This is a genomic window from Citrobacter sp. Cpo090, from assembly GCF_030332665.1.
GTDB lineage: Bacteria > Pseudomonadota > Gammaproteobacteria > Enterobacterales > Enterobacteriaceae > Citrobacter > Citrobacter portucalensis.
Genome location: NZ_JAOWHK010000038.1, coordinates 1 through 16,322, shown reverse-complemented (window position 1 = coordinate 16,322; position 16,322 = coordinate 1). Strand labels below are relative to the sequence as shown.

Below are 16,322 nucleotides of genomic sequence, written 5' to 3'. Positions count from 1 at the left end.
GCGAAATCAGCACCTGAAATCCGTCAGATGAGCCACAGTTTCGCACGTAAGATGTGAAATAAGAGCCGACAACAACTGCTGGGTCTGAATAATGTCACGACAGTCAGCAATCGATGCCGCGCAGTGCCCATGCCGCGTGGCGGGCCCCATGACAACCGTAGGGATCCCCGTGCCGCTTACGTGCACAGCCCCACCGTCGGTGCCACCGTTACTGAACATGTCGAGCTGCAAGGAAATCCCCGCATCAGCGGCCATGCTTTCCACCCACGCCGTCAGCTTTGGTGGTGCAATCAGCGATTTATCGCTTAACACCAGCATTGGGCCTTTACCAGGCTGCCGATGGTTGGCCGCACCATAATCAAAGTTTTTGGCCCAACAGGCGGTATCCAGCACGATCGCCACATCCGGTGCAACTGCCCGTGCTGCTGTTTGCCCTCCGCGCAGTCCTACTTCTTCACTGGAACTGGCTACCAACCAGACCTCACAAGGGAGAGTTGCGTCATGCCATTCGCGCAGTAGCGCCACCAGCAAATAACATCCAAGTCGGTCATCAAAGGCTTTGCCCATGACTCGCTGATGCGGCAAAACCTGAAAAGTTGTGTCAAAGGTGACGCGATCGCCAGGACGTACGCCAGCCTGAAGTACCTCGTCATAAGATCGCGCGCCAATGTCTACCCGCAGGGCGCTGACCTCATTACCGCTTCGCTCTCCATCAAGCAGACCGGGAATTTTGCTCTCTTCACGGGTGGTAATCCGCACCGGCTGCAATTGTCTGGCCGCCATACGCACATTTCCCACCGGCAATACATCGATCGCTCCTTCGCTGGAAATGCTGCGTACGATAAATCCCACTTCATCCATATGCGCGCAGATCATCACCTTCGGACCGGTTGATTCATTCAGACGGATCAGCACCGATCCCAGGCCATCAAAACGCACCTCTTTATGCATACGATCCGCCTCTTCAAGCAGGATCTGACGCACTTCTTGTTCTGAAGAAGCGATCGCATCCGCCTCGCTCAGCGCTTTCAGTAGCGATAAGTCCATTACGCCTCTCCCGTGTGTAACAATGTTTTCGCCATGGTGTAGAGCACCTCTCCGCCGTCTGGCGTAACCAGCACCACATCCTCAATACGTACTCCACCCTGCCCCGGCAGATAAATACCCGGCTCAACGGTGAGCAGCATGCCAACCGCCAGAGTCGTTTTGTCATCAGGGGAAAAACGTGGGTTTTCATGCACCTCAATGCCAATAGCGTGTCCGGTATTGTGGCCAAACGCATCGCCATAGCCCGCCTGCGTAATAACCCGCCTGGCTGCGGCATCCACCTCATTGCAACGCGCGCCTGGTCGAATAGCCAACACCGCTGCACGCTGCGCCGCCAGGACAATCTGATACACGGCAAACAGGGCGCTTTCTTCCGCTGGCAGGTTGGCGTCGGGGATGCGAAAGGTTCGCGTCATATCCGAACAATAGCCCTGATACTGTGCGCCAAAATCCAGCGTAATGAACTCACCCGCCTCAACACGTTTATCGCTGGCTTTACCGTGCGGCAGCGCACCGCGCCAGCCGCTGGCGACAATGGTGTCAAAAGAGGCTTTGTCTGCGCCGAGCGTGCGCATAAACCACTCCAGTTCAGCGGCAATTTCGCGCTCACTGAGACCAGGTTGAATAAAGCGGCGTATATGTTCAGCGCTAAGGTCGGCTATCCGACAGGCTTCGCGGATGCAGGCTATCTCCTGCGCCGTTTTCACCTGCCGGAGTACGTCCGGCACGGCGCTCACTAATCGGGCGCACAGTTTGCCCGACCACGCATTCGCCGTTTCCCAGCTTACCTGCTCACCTTCGAATCCCACCGTCTGCAGCTTTTCGTTCGCAATGATGTGATTCACCTGCGAATACAGCGTCTGTGTTCCATCGAGTAGATGGATCTGATAGCCCTGAGTACGCGTGGCGACATCGGTGTAGTAACGGGCATCGACCAGGATATGCGCACTTTTGTGGCTGATAAACACAAACCCTGAACTGCTGGAAATCCCCATATGCGGCTGTTTGTTCTGCCGCGATGACAGCAGCATCGCATCAAGATGTTGCGCCGTTAGCCAGTCGCGCAGCGAGGCAAGTAAGCTCATGGTCACAATCCTTTTAATCAGAGACTTTCAATCAGCAATTTGCCTTTGCGATACATCATGTTGCGCAGGAACACCACCATCAGCGCCGTAATCACCGCGCCTAACAGGATCCCCGCCATATAGATGCCGAGGTTAGTAACCAGCGGCCACGCCCAGATAGCCGATTCAGGGAACCACTGCACCGCCCCCAGCCAGACGGCAGCCGTCGATCCGACAATGGCACCAACCATATAGGAAGGAATTGCCGTGATGGGGCTTTCCAGCGCAAATGGGATCGCCCCTTCGCTGATGCCCATAAACGCGAGGAACATCGCCGTTTTTCCCTGCGGGTAGAGTTGTGCGCTGAACAGACGTTTGCCGGTTAAGCGACGATCAATAAGCGTGGCCAGCCCAAGACCAATCGGAGGAATGACAATCGCAATAGAACGCGCGGTAACCGGTAGAACGTGATCGGTGGTAAAGCTGAAGGCGACAAAACCTGCTGCTTTATTGATTGGGCCACCAAGGTCAATCGCCGTTGCCGCGGAAATACCCATCGCATACATCAGGGTGCCTTTCTCGCCAGCCGCCGTCAGCAGAGTACGGATCCCGCCGTTGATCCAGCCACCAAACGGCGTGATCACGTAGTACATCGCCAGCATGACGAAAATAGCGGAAAGAATGGGCAGTAAAAAAGTGGTTTTGAACGCCAGCAGGAAATCAGGCAGCTGGATTTTTTGGTTCATCCACTTCACCAGATACCCGGCGACAATCGAGATAATCAGCGCGCCAATAAAGGTTGACGGTACGGGAGCACTGGTTGCCCATTGCAGCGTCGCGGGGTCAAAATTCAGCATCTGCGTGGGCTGAGTAGACATTAGCCCGCCGATGAACCCCGCCGGAAATGCCAGCTTGCCGCCGATAGAATTAGCGACAAACGCGGCAAACATCGGGATAGCAAAGCCAAACAGCACGCCGCCAAAAGATTGCGACAGCCAGGCAAACTTCAGCAATGAGAGATTAAAACCAGTAAATTTTCCGCTGTTCAGCGCATCCATGATGCCTGTGTCAGCAGGAATATCGAGCCAGCTATAGGCGATCAGTTGCGAGAAGGCGAGAATAACCCCACCCATAATTAACGTCGGCACCATGCGCGAAATACCGGACATCACATGCTGCGGAAGTTCGCCCCAGAAGCTATTGCGGGAGGCCGGTGGATTTTTTATTGCCGCTGCCGCACCAGATGCGCCAGGCACAACGGTTGCACTGCGTTTTTTAATGGCCATACGTAATTCCCTGTCGATGATTATTGTTGTTCAGCGGCAACCATCTCTTCGATCTCTTTAATGATGCCGGCCGCATTTTTTATCGCGTCCTGTAACGTAATTTCGTAGACGTCACGCGTCTCAAAACGCTCGTTATCTTCTGGAGTAACAGCCACAGAGTGGATGATTAACGTCGCCTCTGCGATATCCTGCGCCGTCAGACGATTTTGAATTCCGTCCGCGCCCTGAGTTTCAATTTTCACTTCATAACCCGCTTCAACAGCCGCTTCTTCCAGCGCCTGAGCCGCCATAAAGGTGTGGGCCAGGCCCATTGGGCACGCGCAGACGGCAATCAGTTTTTTGCTCATAATCATTTCCTCGTAATAGTTAACGAGTGAAATTATGGTCCGGGGAAAGTAACAACCGTTATCAGACAAATAATGCTTTTACTGGACAATTAATCCCGTCATTCGGAAATGTGACGAAGGTCGGAAAGGTAGGCGGCAGGCATAAAAAAACCGCGTCAGGAGCGTAATGCTTGCCAGTTAAGCATTATGGAGAACATGTGATTCCGAGTCAGGATTCCGTTCACTTCAGCTTTGAACTTTTCTGAAGCACAGGTACCTGTGAACGTGCAAGGGAGGCTCACCGCCGCCTCCCTTGCAACCCAGGCTCCCGGCGGGAAAATCGTCGCTGCGCGAGTTATTCGTCTTGTGCCGTCTGCCTGTCGGGTCGGGGCCGAGCCTGCATCCCTGCAGGCCATCCCCTCTGCCCGCATCCCTGCGGGCAGCCCCGGTCAGCCGTCAACGCCTCATCGATTTTCAGCCGGACCGGGGTCATCGCTTCAACTCTCTGACTTCCAGTGAAATCCGTTTTGCTGTTTAAACAAAAAACGCAGATGGTCAGGTGCGGGCTGGTCCGGCTGAAAATTGCCGACGTGTTTCCGTAAGGCCGGGAGAGCCAGCATGGATGCTGGCTAAGGGCGCGCTTTGCATGGACGCTACCTCGCACCCGGCCCGGTAGCCTGAAGGAATAAGCGGAGGGTATTGCGCAGCAACAATTTTCCCGCCGGGAGCCGGGATTGTTAAGGGTACGGCGATAGTACCCTTAACACGTTCACTGGGATTGATCGTTTCAGAGAAGTGAAAAATATAAGGTGAACGTAACAAATACCGGGGGCAACAAATTCATTACCTCCGGATATGCCGCTTTTAGGTATCGTTACAACTATTGCTCGTCGTTAACTGATCGGCATTACGTCAGAAGCGCGGTTTTATGGGATGTATGGGCCGGATGATCGCTAAATGACATCCGGCATTGGCCTTACAAAATATGACCCAACGTCTGACGCAAATGCGCACCGGACCCAAGCAGGCCTGGGTTGTCATGCACAATCAGATACACCGGGATGTCTTGTACGTAGGCTTTAAAACGTCCTTTATCTTCAAAACCACCGCGGAAGCCCGACGCTTTAAAGAAGTCGAGGAAGCGTGGCACGATCCCCCCGGCGATGTACACGCCACCAAACGTGCCCAGCGTTAACGCCAGATCGCCACCAAAACGTCCCATGATGACGCAGAACAGCGACAGCGCACGGCGACAGTCAATGCAGGAATCTTCCAGCGCCCGTGCGGTGATATCCTTCGGCTGCAGATTTTCTGGCAAGCGCCCGTCTGATTTGACGATAGCGCGATACAGATTCACCAGTCCCGGACCGGACAGCACGCGTTCTGCGGACACGTGACCTATTTCCGCGCGCAGAACCTCAAGGATAATTCCCTCTTCCTCACTGTTAGGCGCAAAATCCACGTGGCCGCCTTCACCGGGCAGGCTTACCCAGCGTTTATCCACGTGCACCAGATGCGCCACGCCGAGTCCGGTTCCTGCGCCATAGACAGCAATCGGTTTACCTTCAATAGGTTCCGCGCCGCCAAACTGGATTAAATGCTCTTTTTTCAGCATCGGGATCGCCATCGACACAGCGGTGAAATCATTGATGATTTCCAGATGGCTGAAGCCCAGATTTTTTTTCATCTCAGCAATAGAAAATGCCCAGGTATGGTTGGTCATTGCCACCCAGTCGCCGGTGATCGGACAGGCAATGGCAATGCAGCCATCTTCGACGCTGACGCTATGCTCATCCAGGTACACGCGCACCACCGCTTCGAGGCTTGGGTAATCCAGCCCGGAATAGGTTTTTGCCTGCGAAATCTCGCCACTGGAAATATCGCACAGAGCAAGACGCGCGTTGGTGCCGCCAACATCACCTACTAAAGCATATTTTGTCATTCTTCCACTGCTCCGCTAAAGTCAGAATAAATCTTTGCCACACTGTAAATTCATGGGGACATAACAACAACGGTCTGAAGGCTGACGCCCGTGGAAAATCGATCCAGATCACACAATTACTTTATCGTTTCAGCATCATTTGCAGCGATGCCGTCAGGCTGGCTGTGCAAACTATGTCTATGACTCTGTTTTAAGGAATAGAAAATGCTCCATCCGCGAGCCAGAACGATGCTCTTGCTATCAACTCCAGCGCTAATCATTGGCATAGCGTCCAGCCTGGTGTTGATCGTTGTGATGAAAGTGGCTTCCGTTTTACAGCAGTTTTTGTGGGAGCGCCTGCCCGTTAGCATTGGTATAGCCCAGGACTCTCCGGTCTGGATTATCGGTATGCTGACGCTCACGGGGATCATGGTCGGGTTAGTTATCCGCTACAGTCATGGCCACGCTGGCCCGGATCCGGCCTGTGAACCGTTAATTGGTATGCCGGTGCCAACATCAGCAATACCGGGCCTGCTGGCAGCGCTTATCCTTGGCCTCGCGGGTGGCGTCAGTCTGGGTCCGGAACACCCGATCATGACCGTAAATATCGCGCTGGCAGTGGCACTTGGTAGCCGCATGTTTCCCCGCATTGCGAAACTGGACTGGACCATTCTCGCCTCTGCCGGCACCATCGGCGCGCTTTTTGGCACCCCCGTTGCCGCCGCGCTGATATTTTCACAAACACTGAATAGCTCAAACGATGTGCCCTTGTGGGATCGCCTGTTTGCGCCGTTAATGGCCGCCGCCGCAGGTTCTCTGACCACCAGCCTGTTTTTCCACCCTCATTTTTCACTGCCCATCGCGCACTACACGCAGATGCATCTGGTCGATATTCTCAGCGGCGCGGTTGTTGCCGCTATCGCCATTGCTGCCGGGATGATAGCTGTCTGGTGTCTGCCGCGTTTGCATCATTTAATGCATCGATTAAAACACCCAGTCCTGATCCTTGGGGTTGGCGGTTTCATACTCGGCATTTTGGGCGTTATTGGTGGGCCGCTTACCTTATTTAAGGGACTGGACGAAATGCAGCAGATGGCGTTTAGCCAGACGCTGGGGACATCAGATTATTTCATGCTCGCCGTCATTAAGCTGGCGGCGTTAGTGGTTGCAGCAGCGAGTGGTTTTCGCGGTGGGCGAATCTTCCCAGCGGTATTTGTTGGCGTCGCGCTTGGCCTGATGCTGCACGCTCACGTTGAAGCTGTGCCAGCAGCCATCACGGTTTCCTGCGCGATCCTTGGACTGGTGCTCGTCGTCACCCGTGACGCCTGGCTGAGCCTGTTTATGGCAGCAGTGGTGGTGCCAGATTCCACCCTGCTGCCGCTGCTGTGCATCGTCATGCTGCCCGCCTGGCTGCTGCTGGCAGGCAAACCGATGATGGTCGCTGAGCGCCCTGATAAATAGCTATCCGCCGTTGCGAGATTCCAGCGCACGGGTCACCGTGCGCAATAATTCAGGAAGATCGGCTTTCGGTAGCACCACCTCAATTAACGACAGTCGTTGCGGATGGGACAGCCGGACCAGTACTTCTTCCAGCTGTACCGCCTGCATCACCCGCCAGCATTCGGCCTGACATTCACGACTAAACGCCTGCGGCACCAACGTCCAGCTCCAGGCCGCGATGTCGTTATAGCGCTGATTTGCCCCGTGTATGGCCCGTTCCACGGTATAACCGTCATTGTTGAGCAGTAGAATAACGGGTGATTGCCCGTCTCTGAGCATGGAGCCCAGCTCCTGAATGGTGAGCTGCGCCGCGCCATCACCAATAATCAGGATCACCCGACGGTCCGGACAGGCCGTTTGCGCGCCGAATGCCGCCGGGAGCGCGTAGCCGATAGATCCCCACAGCGGTTGAACCAGCACTTCCGCCCCGCAAGGTAGCGAGAGCGCAGCCGCGCCAAAGGCGGCGGTCCCCTGATCGACGAGGATAATGTCATCAGGCTTCAGAAACTGCTGCACCGTGTGCCAGAAGTTTTCCTGCGTTAGTGGGCCCTTCTCAACCTGAACACGCCCAAGTGGCGGACGTTCTGGCGGTAGAGAAAACGACATTTCCAGGCACAGCTCACGTAATGTGGTGACCGCCTGCTCCATCGGGATGTTAAACCAGTGCGCTCCAATTCGTGACGCATGAGGCTGAACCTCAATGGTGCGGTCCTGCGGTAACTGTTGCGTAAACCCAGCAGTCAGAGTGTCGACAAATTGCGTACCGACACACATTATCGTATCGGCATCTTCTATCGCCTGACGTACATAATCGCTGCTGGCTCCCGCGCTGTACGTGCCGACAAACGCCGGATGACGCTCATCAAACAGTCCTTTGCCCATCAACAGCGTGGCATGAGCTATCGGCGTTTCCGCCATCCAGCGCTGTAAAACTGGCTGCAGGCCAAAACGCAGCGCGAGAAAATCCGCCAGCAGTGCTACGCGCGGGCTATCCAGCAGCCGCTCGCGGGCATGGAAGCGAAACGCTTCTGCCACACTGCTTTCAGGCTCGCTGAGAGGAACAATCAGGATGTCATTCGGTGGCGTGGCGGGCTGTTTTGCTACATCAGCAGGTAACATCAGATAACCCGGCCTGCGTTCGGTAAGCATCGTTCGCAGCACGCGGTCAATTTCATAGCAGGCATTTTGTTCATCCAGTATCGCGCTGGCCGTTGTTACCGCCTGCTGCATGCGGTAAAAATGCTGAAAGTCACCGTCACCCAAAGTGTGATGCATCAACTCTCCGCGACGCTGCGCGCCGCGACAGGGTGCGCCGACAATATGCAAAACAGGAACATATTCCGCATAGCTACCCGCGATACCGTTAATTGCGCTTAACTCCCCCACACCAAACGTGGTGAGCAGCGCCCCTACCCCGGATACCCGGGCATAGCCATCTGCCGCATAAGCCGCATTCAATTCATTCGCACACCCGACCCAACATACGTTGGGATGTTCAATCACGTGGTCAAGAAACTGCAAATTATAATCGCCCGGCACACCAAAGAGATGGCCGACGCCACAGCCTGCCAGCCTGTCCAGCAGGTAATCAGCAACGGAATACGGGGTTTGCATGACAGCTATCCTTCTGACGGTAACCTCATGTTGAGTATCGAAGAACTGTGATGACTGTCCAGGAAAGTCGCTGTGAAGGGGTGGAAAGCAAGATGTACAGTTTTGACGATTAATAATTCATTGCAGTCTGCTTTGTGTAAACGTATACACTCAATGATACACGTTATCCTACAGGGGGCTACATGGCTTATCAGGCTGATGAAAATCGTTACCAGACAATGGAGTACCGCCGCTGCGGTCAGAGCGGCCTTAAGCTCCCAATTGTCTCTCTGGGTTTGTGGCACAATTTTGGCGATACCACCCAGGTCGAGAACAGTCGGGCATTGTTACAGCGCGCATTCGATCTGGGGATCAACCATTTTGATCTGGCAAATAATTATGGTCCACCGCCGGGTTCGGCAGAACGGAATTTTGGTCGGATCCTGCAGGAAGATTTTTTACCGTGGCGAGATGAGCTTATTATCTCCACTAAAGCGGGCTACACCATGTGGGAAGGTCCCTACGGTGACTGGGGTTCACGCAAATATCTGATTGCCAGTCTCGATCAAAGCCTGAAGCGTCTGGGGCTGGAATATGTCGATATCTTCTATCACCATCGCCCAGCCCCTGAAACACCGCTCAGAGAAACCATGCGCGCACTGGATCACATCGTCCGTCAGGGCAAAGCGCTGTACGTCGGGTTGTCTAACTATCCGGCAGATCTTGCCAGGCAGGCGATTGAAATACTCGACGATTTAGGTACGCCATGCCTTATTCACCAGCCCAAATATTCCATGTTTGAACGTTGGGTCGAAAGCGGTCTGCTGTCGTTATTACAGGAAAAAGGTGTCGGCAGTATCGCCTTCTCACCGCTGGCTGGCGGACAGTTAACCGACCGCTATCTGAACGGCATTCCTGCGGATTCTCGTGCGGCAAGCACCAGCCGCTTTCTGAATCCGGACCAGATCACTCCACAAAAACTGGAAAAAGTGCGAGCGCTGAACGCGCTGGCAGAGCGACGCGGACAAAAGCTTTCCCAGATGGCGCTGGCATGGGTGTTACGGGATGACAAAGTCACGTCAGTGCTGATTGGCGCGAGTAAAACGGCGCAGATTGAAGACGCTGTCGGTATGCTGGCAAACCGTCACTTTACGTCTGAAGAGTGCGCGGAGATTGATGCTATTCTGAGTTGATTGAAATAAAGACACATTTATTAACAAAAAGTGCTCTCATTTACGATTTAAGAGTTAAGGCGATGAAACGGGGCTTTACTGCCCCGTAATATTGCGTTAACAGGCCGGCTACGGCTCGATCGTGAAGGAGAGAAAACATGTTCAGGTCACTGATTCTGGCGGCAGTCTTATTGGCTTTTACACCGCTGGCCGCGAACGCTGGCGAAATCACCCTGCTGCCATCAATAAAATTACAAATTGGCGATCGCGATAACTACGGTAACTACTGGGATGGCGGGCGCTGGCGCGACCGGGATTACTGGCACCATAATTATGAGTGGCGCAAAAATCGCTGGTGGCGTCATGACAACGGCTACCATCGTGGCTGGGACAAACGCAAAGCTTACGAGCGCGGCTACCGTGAAGGCTGGAACGACCGTGACGACCATCGCGGTCGCGGGCGTGGCCACAAACATCATCATTAATGTAACAAAAGGGCCTGTGGGCCCTTTTGTTTTTACAAACCGAGTGCGGTTCCTACCAACAACCAGATATTGAGCGCCACCACCAGCACAACAATCACCCAGCCTATCTGTTTTACCCATCGGGTATTGACCAAATCGCCCATCAGCTGACTGTTGCTGGTGAAGATCAGTAGCGGCACCAGCGCCAGCGCAATACCAAAACTGAGCAACACCTGGCTCATCACCAGAATACGCGTCGGATCTAATCCCATCAGAATCACAATAAATGATGGCATCATGGTGACAGTGCGGCGTACCCATAGCGGAATGTGAAAGCGGATAAACCCTTGCATCACCACCTGCCCCGCCAGCGTACCGACCACGGTAGAAGAAAGTCCCGCGGCCACCAGGCTTAAACCGAATACCGTCGCCGCAGCGTGACTCAACAGCGGTTCAAGGGTCAGATACGCCTGATCGAGATCGGCAATACCGGTATGCCCGCTAAAATGAAATGCAGCGGCAGCCGTCGCCATCATCGCCAGATTGACAAATCCAGCAATCGTCATGGCGATAGCCACATCCCATTTCGTGGCCGCATAGCGCTGTTGACGTGTTCCGCCGTGCAGATGCTGGGTTAAGGAAGAGTGCAGATAAATGACGTGTGGCATGATAGTCGCACCGAGCACGCCAGCGGCCAGGAACACCGCTTCGGAATTAGGCAGGCTCGGGATAACCATTCCCTTGCTAAGCTGCGCGAAGTTCGGCTGGGAAAAGATCAGTTCCACAATGTAAGCCGCAGCCACAAACAGCAGCAAGCCGCCAATCACTTTTTCCAGCGGCTTTTGCCCACGGCGTTGTAGCATCAGAATCAAAAAAGTCGCAATACCGGTGAGCACAGCCCCCTGCAATAACGACACACCGAGGATCAACTTGAAACCAATCGCGGCGCCAATGAATTCAGCAAGGTCCGTCGCCATGGCGATAATTTCGGCCTGCACCCAGTAGAACCACACCACTGGACGAGGATAGTGATCGCGAATTTGCTCCGCCAGGTTTTTACCCGTGGCAATGCCAAGCTTTGCCGACAGCACCTGGATCAGCATCGCCATCAGATTTGCCCAGACCACCACCCACAACAGTTTATAGCCAAAGCTGGCCCCGGCCTGGATGTTGGTGGCGAAGTTGCCCGGATCGATGTAGCCGATCGCCGCGATGAACGCAGGTCCCATTAATGCGAGCTTCAACTTGCGCGCTGCCCGTCCACTGCTACTCTCAACGCGATCGTTAGCCATTTTAGTGCCTCAGAAACATAGCCTTTGCTATGTTTCAAGCTACGCCTATTGAGAATGATTATCAAATTCATTTTAATGGGTGAAGTTGATTTCTCTGATAGCGTTTGTCTATGGATCGATAAGGATTCTGGAAATACCGGTGAGATGTTTAATTATTGTTATGAGATTAGCACAATGACATAACTTTTCACTTCCATACTAAACATAACAGAAGTGTATCACCGATCACTAATTTTGAATCTCGTCACAGGTCCTTATTATAGTGTGTGTTTGATCTCGTTTTCTTTATGGTTGTTACATAGAATGTGCACGAAAACTAAACCTGCCTCATATTTGGAGCAAATATGGACCGCGTTCTTCATTTTGTCCTGGCCCTTGCCGTGGTTGCGGTACTCGCACTGCTGGTAAGCAGTGACCGTAAAAAAATCCGCATTCGTTATGTTATTCAATTGCTTGTTATTGAAGTGTTACTGGCATGGTTCTTCCTGAACTCTGATGTCGGTCTGGGCTTCGTGAGAGGCTTCTCCGAGATGTTTGAAAAACTTCTCGGATTCGCTAATGAAGGGACAAACTTTGTCTTCGGCAGCATGAACGATAAAGGCCTGGCATTCTTCTTCCTGAAAGTGCTGTGCCCAATCGTCTTCATTTCCGCCCTGATCGGTATTTTGCAGCATATCCGCGTTCTGCCGATTGTCATCCGCGCAATTGGTTTCCTGTTATCCAAAGTGAACGGTATGGGCAAGCTGGAATCCTTCAACGCCGTCAGCTCCCTGATCCTGGGTCAGTCCGAGAACTTTATCGCCTATAAAGATATTCTCGGCAAAATGTCTCGCAATCGTATGTACACCATGGCTGCAACGGCGATGTCTACCGTTTCCATGTCTATCGTCGGCGCGTACATGACCATGCTGGAGCCGAAGTACGTTGTTGCGGCGCTGGTTCTGAACATGTTCAGCACCTTTATCGTGCTGTCGCTGATCAACCCGTATACCGTTGATGCCAGCGAAGAAAACATCCAGATGTCTAACCTGCACGAAGGCCAGAGCTTCTTCGAAATGCTGGGTGAATACATCCTGGCAGGTTTCAAAGTGGCAATTATCGTTGCAGCGATGCTGATTGGTTTCATCGCGCTGATCGCTGCCCTGAACGCCCTGTTCGCCACCGTGACCGGCTGGTTTGGCTACAGCATCTCCTTCCAGGGCATCCTGGGTTACATCTTCTACCCGGTTGCATGGGTAATGGGTGTGCCGTCCAGCGAAGCGCTGCAGGTAGGCAGTATCATGGCGACCAAACTGGTTTCCAACGAATTCGTCGCGATGATGGACCTGCAGAAAATCGCCTCTACGCTCTCTCCACGCGCTGAAGGTATCATCTCTGTATTCCTGGTCTCCTTCGCTAACTTCTCTTCTATCGGTATTATCGCCGGTGCGATTAAAGGTCTGAACGAAGAGCAAGGTAACGTGGTTTCCCGCTTTGGTCTGAAGCTGGTGTACGGCTCTACGCTGGTGAGCGTACTGTCTGCATCTATCGCCGCACTGGTGCTGTAAGCGTAAGACAACGTCGTATTGATAAGACCGGGGAGATTCTTCTCCCCGGTTTTTTTATGCCTGCTATTCAGCAAACCGAAGAGATACAGGGTAAGAAAAGGCAGGATAAAGAAACAAAAAACCCCCGCTTTTCAGCGAGGGTTCAAATTTTGGTGGAGCTAAGCGGGATCGAACCGCTGACCTCTTGCATGCCATGCAAGCGCTCTCCCAGCTGAGCTATAGCCCCACGATGCTATTACGTATGTACCAAATTTATTGGGATTAAATTTGGTGGAGCTAAGCGGGATCGAACCGCTGACCTCTTGCATGCCATGCAAGCGCTCTCCCAGCTGAGCTATAGCCCCATTACGTAAAGCTTGTCGAGTTGACGGGCGGCATCATATGAATTCCCTTCGCGTGTGTCAACGGCAAAATTAACTCATAGAATTCAATCGCTGAAAAAGCAGTCAAATGAAGAACATTGCGTAACAACTCGCATTCAGTAGTTAAACGCGTCACGGTTTCTACTAAAATGGTGCTATAAAATGAGCCACTAATTAACCCCACGACTATTCAGGGAATCGTTATGTTCAAGGAACGGATGACGCCAGAAGAACTTGCTAATCTGACCGGATACAGCCGACAGACCATCAATAAATGGGTGCGCAAGGAGGGCTGGGCTACATCACCAAAACCAGGCGTACAGGGCGGTAAAGCGCGTCTGGTTCACGTCACCGAACAAGTTCGTGAATACATTCGCAGTGCTGAACGTTCAGCCGAAGGTTTATCAGATAATTTATCGTTATCCGGCGATACCTCTATCGAAGCTCTACTGATTAGGCTCGCCAAAGAAATGACACCATCAGAACAGAAAATGTTTACGTCACTGATCCTGCGTGAAGGCATTACGGGTTTATTACAACGCTTAGGGATCCGCGACAACAAATAATATGAAAAAATTACGCAGCAAAATGACGACTGAAGAACTGGCGGAATGTCTCGGGGTTGCCAAACAAACCGTCAATCGTTGGATCAGAGAACATAACTGGACCACCGAAAAGTTTCCCGGCGTTAAAGGGGGTCGTGCAAGGCTGATTCATATCGACTCCAGCGTCCGTACGTTTCTGCTCAATATTCCGGCTTTTCGCAAAGTACCTGAAATTTATCAGGCTGAGGAACCGCTGGCAGAATACACCCACGTGGTGCGTAGCCACGCCTGTCGCCAGATAATTAGCGCACTGGACAACATGTCCCCAACGGAACAAGAAAAGCTCGCGATGTATATTTCGCGCGAAGGTATTCGCACTTTCCTTACCCGCTTAGGTATTGATGAGTCTGAATAACAGGCAAAAAAAACGGCAGGATGCACTCCTGCCGTAATTTCATCGGTCAATCTGTCTTACTGCTGGCTTTCACGCTCAGCAATAAACGCCAGTGCTTTATTAATACGCTCAATGCTACGGGATTTACCAATCGCATGCACTGTAACGTCTAACGCCGGAGACTGACCCGCGCCGGTTACGGCTACGCGCAGTGGCATCCCAACTTTACCCATCCCCACTTCCAGCTCATCAGCGGTCGCCTGAATCGCGTGGTGCACGTTTTCTGCCGTCCACTCGCTGATAGCAGCCAGTTTGTCGCGAACCACTTCCAGCGGCTGACGCGCTACCGGACGAAGGTGTTTCTTAGCTGCATCCGCGTCGAACTCAGCAAAGTCTTCGTAGAAGTAGCGGCAGCTCTGTGCCATCTCTTTCAGCGTTTTGCAGCGCTCACCCAGCAGTTTAACCAGCTCAGACAGTTGCGGGCCGACGCGAGTATCGATATTTTCCTGCTCAATGTGCCATTGCAGATGCGTTGCCACATATTCCGGTGCCAGCGAATTAATGTAGTGATGGTTCAGCCACTGCAGTTTTTCAGTGTTAAACGCACTGGCAGACTTGCTCACCGCACCAAGGGAGAACAATTTGATCATCTCTTCACGGGTGAAGATTTCCTGATCGCCGCTGGACCAGCCCAGACGCACCAGATAGTTCAGCAGCGCTTCCGGCAGGTAACCGTCGTCGCGATACTGCATAACGCTGACTGCACCGTGACGTTTAGAGAGTTTTTTACCGTCGTCGCCGTTGATCATCGACACGTGTGCATAAACCGGCACCGGCGCATTCAGCGCTTTCAGGATGTTAATCTGACGCGGAGTGTTGTTGATATGGTCTTCACCACGAATAACGTGAGTGATTTCCATATCCCAGTCGTCGACCACAACACAGAAGTTGTAGGTCGGGGAACCATCGGTACGGCGGATGATCAGATCGTCCAGCTCCTGGTTGCTGAATTCGATCGGCCCACGGATCTGGTCGTCAAAAATAACGGATCCGTCCTGCGGGTTGGCAAAACGCACCACGCATGGTTCATCAGCAGCATGATGTTCATGGCCGTGGCGGCAGCGACCGTCGTAACGCGGCTTCTCACCATTTGCCATCTGCTCTTCACGCAGTGCGTCCAGACGCTCTTTGGAGCAGTAGCATTTATACGCGGTACCGGCTTCCAGCATCTCATCAATCACGGCGTTGTAGCGATCAAAACGTTTAGTCTGGAAGTACGGGCCTTCATCCCATTCCAGATTCAGCCAGTTCATGCCATCCATAATGGCTTCAATAGCTTCCGGAGTGGAGCGTTCGAGATCGGTGTCTTCAATACGCAGCACAAACTCACCGTCATGGTTACGTGCAAAAAGCCAGGAATATAGAGCAGTACGCGCACCACCGACGTGCAGGTAACCTGTCGGGCTTGGCGCGAAGCGAGTTTTGATTTTCATGAAATGGCCTTACGTTTATAAAGATGCCGACAACCGGCAAATCCTGGGAAGATTATCAGGCTCGTATTCTATCACTGTGGTCTGATTCCTCAATGTTGTTCAGGTTGGAACATCACGCTTTGCCATTTTCGTATACAAATCATGCTGCATGGATTGATTTGCGATCGTTTTGTTTAAATTTACGACGAACGAACAAATTCTTTAGAAAATGCGTTGACTCATTTTCAACTCTCCCTATAATGCGACTCCACACAGCGGGGGTGATTAGCTCAGCTGGGAGAGCACCTCCCTTACAAGGAGGGGGTCGGCGGTTCGA

Annotated in this window: 16 protein-coding genes and 2 tRNA genes; 7 read left to right on the top strand and 11 right to left on the bottom strand. The window is 52.9% G+C overall.

Annotated elements, in window-relative coordinates:
- Positions 1–6 precede the first annotated feature (6 nt).
- Genes ypdE through OGY83_RS22505 form a run of 4 tightly spaced genes read right to left on the bottom strand, consistent with a single transcriptional unit; the run spans position 7 to position 3,744 of the window.
- Positions 7–1,047 carry an aminopeptidase gene (ypdE, locus tag OGY83_RS22520; RefSeq protein ID WP_286636951.1) on the bottom strand — a complete coding sequence of 347 codons (1,041 nt, stop codon included), beginning with the start codon at positions 1,045–1,047 and terminating at the stop codon, positions 7–9.
- The gene (gene ypdF, locus OGY83_RS22515; protein WP_286636950.1) at positions 1,047–2,132 is read right to left on the bottom strand and encodes an aminopeptidase; all 1,086 of its coding nucleotides are present in this window, start codon (positions 2,130–2,132) and stop codon (positions 1,047–1,049) included. Before ypdF ends, ypdE begins: the two co-directional genes overlap by 1 nt.
- A gap of 17 nt (positions 2,133–2,149) precedes the next feature.
- Entirely contained in the window at positions 2,150–3,397 is a 1,248-nt protein-coding gene (locus OGY83_RS22510) for a PTS fructose transporter subunit IIC (protein ID WP_286636949.1), read from the bottom strand.
- A gap of 20 nt (positions 3,398–3,417) precedes the next feature.
- Positions 3,418–3,744, bottom strand: a complete 327-nt coding sequence (locus OGY83_RS22505) for a PTS fructose transporter subunit IIB (RefSeq protein ID WP_045445832.1) — start codon at positions 3,742–3,744, stop codon at positions 3,418–3,420.
- Positions 3,745–4,008: 264 nt separating this feature from the next.
- On the opposite strand from OGY83_RS22505, the gene OGY83_RS22500 reads away from it, so the two are divergent.
- Complete coding sequence (locus OGY83_RS22500) at positions 4,009–4,242, top strand: hypothetical protein (RefSeq protein ID WP_191228836.1); 234 nt, start codon at positions 4,009–4,011, stop codon at positions 4,240–4,242.
- A 457-nt stretch (positions 4,243–4,699) separates the two neighbouring features.
- Here OGY83_RS22500 and glk read toward each other — a convergent pair whose 3' ends face one another.
- Positions 4,700–5,665 carry a glucokinase gene (gene glk / locus OGY83_RS22495; protein ID WP_079939123.1) on the bottom strand — a complete coding sequence of 322 codons (966 nt, stop codon included), beginning with the start codon at positions 5,663–5,665 and terminating at the stop codon, positions 4,700–4,702.
- A gap of 204 nt (positions 5,666–5,869) precedes the next feature.
- Here glk and OGY83_RS22490 point away from each other — a divergent pair, with 204 nt between their 5' ends.
- A complete protein-coding gene (locus OGY83_RS22490; RefSeq protein ID WP_079939124.1) occupies positions 5,870–7,105 on the top strand; it encodes an ion channel protein in 1,236 nt (411 codons plus the stop codon).
- Here the strand turns inward: OGY83_RS22490 and OGY83_RS22485 are convergent, their stop codons facing one another.
- Positions 7,106–8,758: an alpha-keto acid decarboxylase family protein gene (locus OGY83_RS22485; protein ID WP_286636948.1), complete on the bottom strand. Its 1,653-nt coding sequence runs from the start codon at positions 8,756–8,758 to the stop codon at positions 7,106–7,108.
- A 182-nt stretch (positions 8,759–8,940) separates the two neighbouring features.
- Between OGY83_RS22485 and mgrA the strand changes: the two genes are divergently transcribed.
- Positions 8,941–9,930: an L-glyceraldehyde 3-phosphate reductase gene (gene mgrA / locus OGY83_RS22480; protein ID WP_286636947.1), complete on the top strand. Its 990-nt coding sequence runs from the start codon at positions 8,941–8,943 to the stop codon at positions 9,928–9,930.
- A gap of 137 nt (positions 9,931–10,067) precedes the next feature.
- Positions 10,068–10,394: a DUF2502 domain-containing protein YpeC gene (gene ypeC, locus OGY83_RS22475; RefSeq protein ID WP_003834889.1), complete on the top strand. Its 327-nt coding sequence runs from the start codon at positions 10,068–10,070 to the stop codon at positions 10,392–10,394.
- Positions 10,395–10,426: 32 nt separating this feature from the next.
- Here the strand turns inward: ypeC and OGY83_RS22470 are convergent, their stop codons facing one another.
- Both OGY83_RS22470 and OGY83_RS25345 read right to left on the bottom strand, forming a co-directional pair.
- Positions 10,427–11,665 carry an Nramp family divalent metal transporter gene (locus OGY83_RS22470; protein ID WP_286636946.1) on the bottom strand — a complete coding sequence of 413 codons (1,239 nt, stop codon included), beginning with the start codon at positions 11,663–11,665 and terminating at the stop codon, positions 10,427–10,429.
- Entirely contained in the window at positions 11,614–11,736 is a 123-nt protein-coding gene (locus OGY83_RS25345; RefSeq protein WP_502873137.1) for a hypothetical protein, read from the bottom strand. The genes OGY83_RS22470 and OGY83_RS25345 overlap by 52 nt, the downstream gene beginning before the upstream one ends.
- A 273-nt stretch (positions 11,737–12,009) precedes the next feature.
- Between OGY83_RS25345 and nupC the strand changes: the two genes are divergently transcribed.
- Entirely contained in the window at positions 12,010–13,212 is a 1,203-nt protein-coding gene (gene nupC, locus OGY83_RS22465) for a nucleoside permease NupC (protein WP_038642445.1), read from the top strand.
- 150 nt (positions 13,213–13,362) lie between these two features.
- On the opposite strand, the gene OGY83_RS22460 is transcribed toward nupC, so the two are convergent.
- Positions 13,363–13,438 (bottom strand) — tRNA-Ala (locus OGY83_RS22460).
- A 42-nt stretch (positions 13,439–13,480) separates the two neighbouring features.
- Positions 13,481–13,556 (bottom strand) — tRNA-Ala (locus OGY83_RS22455).
- A 221-nt stretch (positions 13,557–13,777) separates the two neighbouring features.
- On the opposite strand from OGY83_RS22455, the gene OGY83_RS22450 reads away from it, so the two are divergent.
- Positions 13,778–14,140 (top strand): YfeC-like transcriptional regulator, encoded by a 363-nt coding sequence (locus tag OGY83_RS22450; protein ID WP_003028277.1) that lies wholly within the window; start codon positions 13,778–13,780, stop codon positions 14,138–14,140.
- Position 14,141: 1 nt separating this feature from the next.
- Positions 14,142–14,534, top strand: a complete 393-nt coding sequence (locus OGY83_RS22445) for a MerR family transcriptional regulator (RefSeq protein WP_079939128.1) — start codon at positions 14,142–14,144, stop codon at positions 14,532–14,534.
- A 56-nt stretch (positions 14,535–14,590) separates the two neighbouring features.
- Here OGY83_RS22445 and gltX read toward each other — a convergent pair whose 3' ends face one another.
- A complete protein-coding gene (gene gltX, locus OGY83_RS22440) occupies positions 14,591–16,006 on the bottom strand; it encodes a glutamate--tRNA ligase (protein ID WP_008785393.1) in 1,416 nt (471 codons plus the stop codon).
- Between the last annotated feature and the right edge of the window lie 316 nt (positions 16,007–16,322).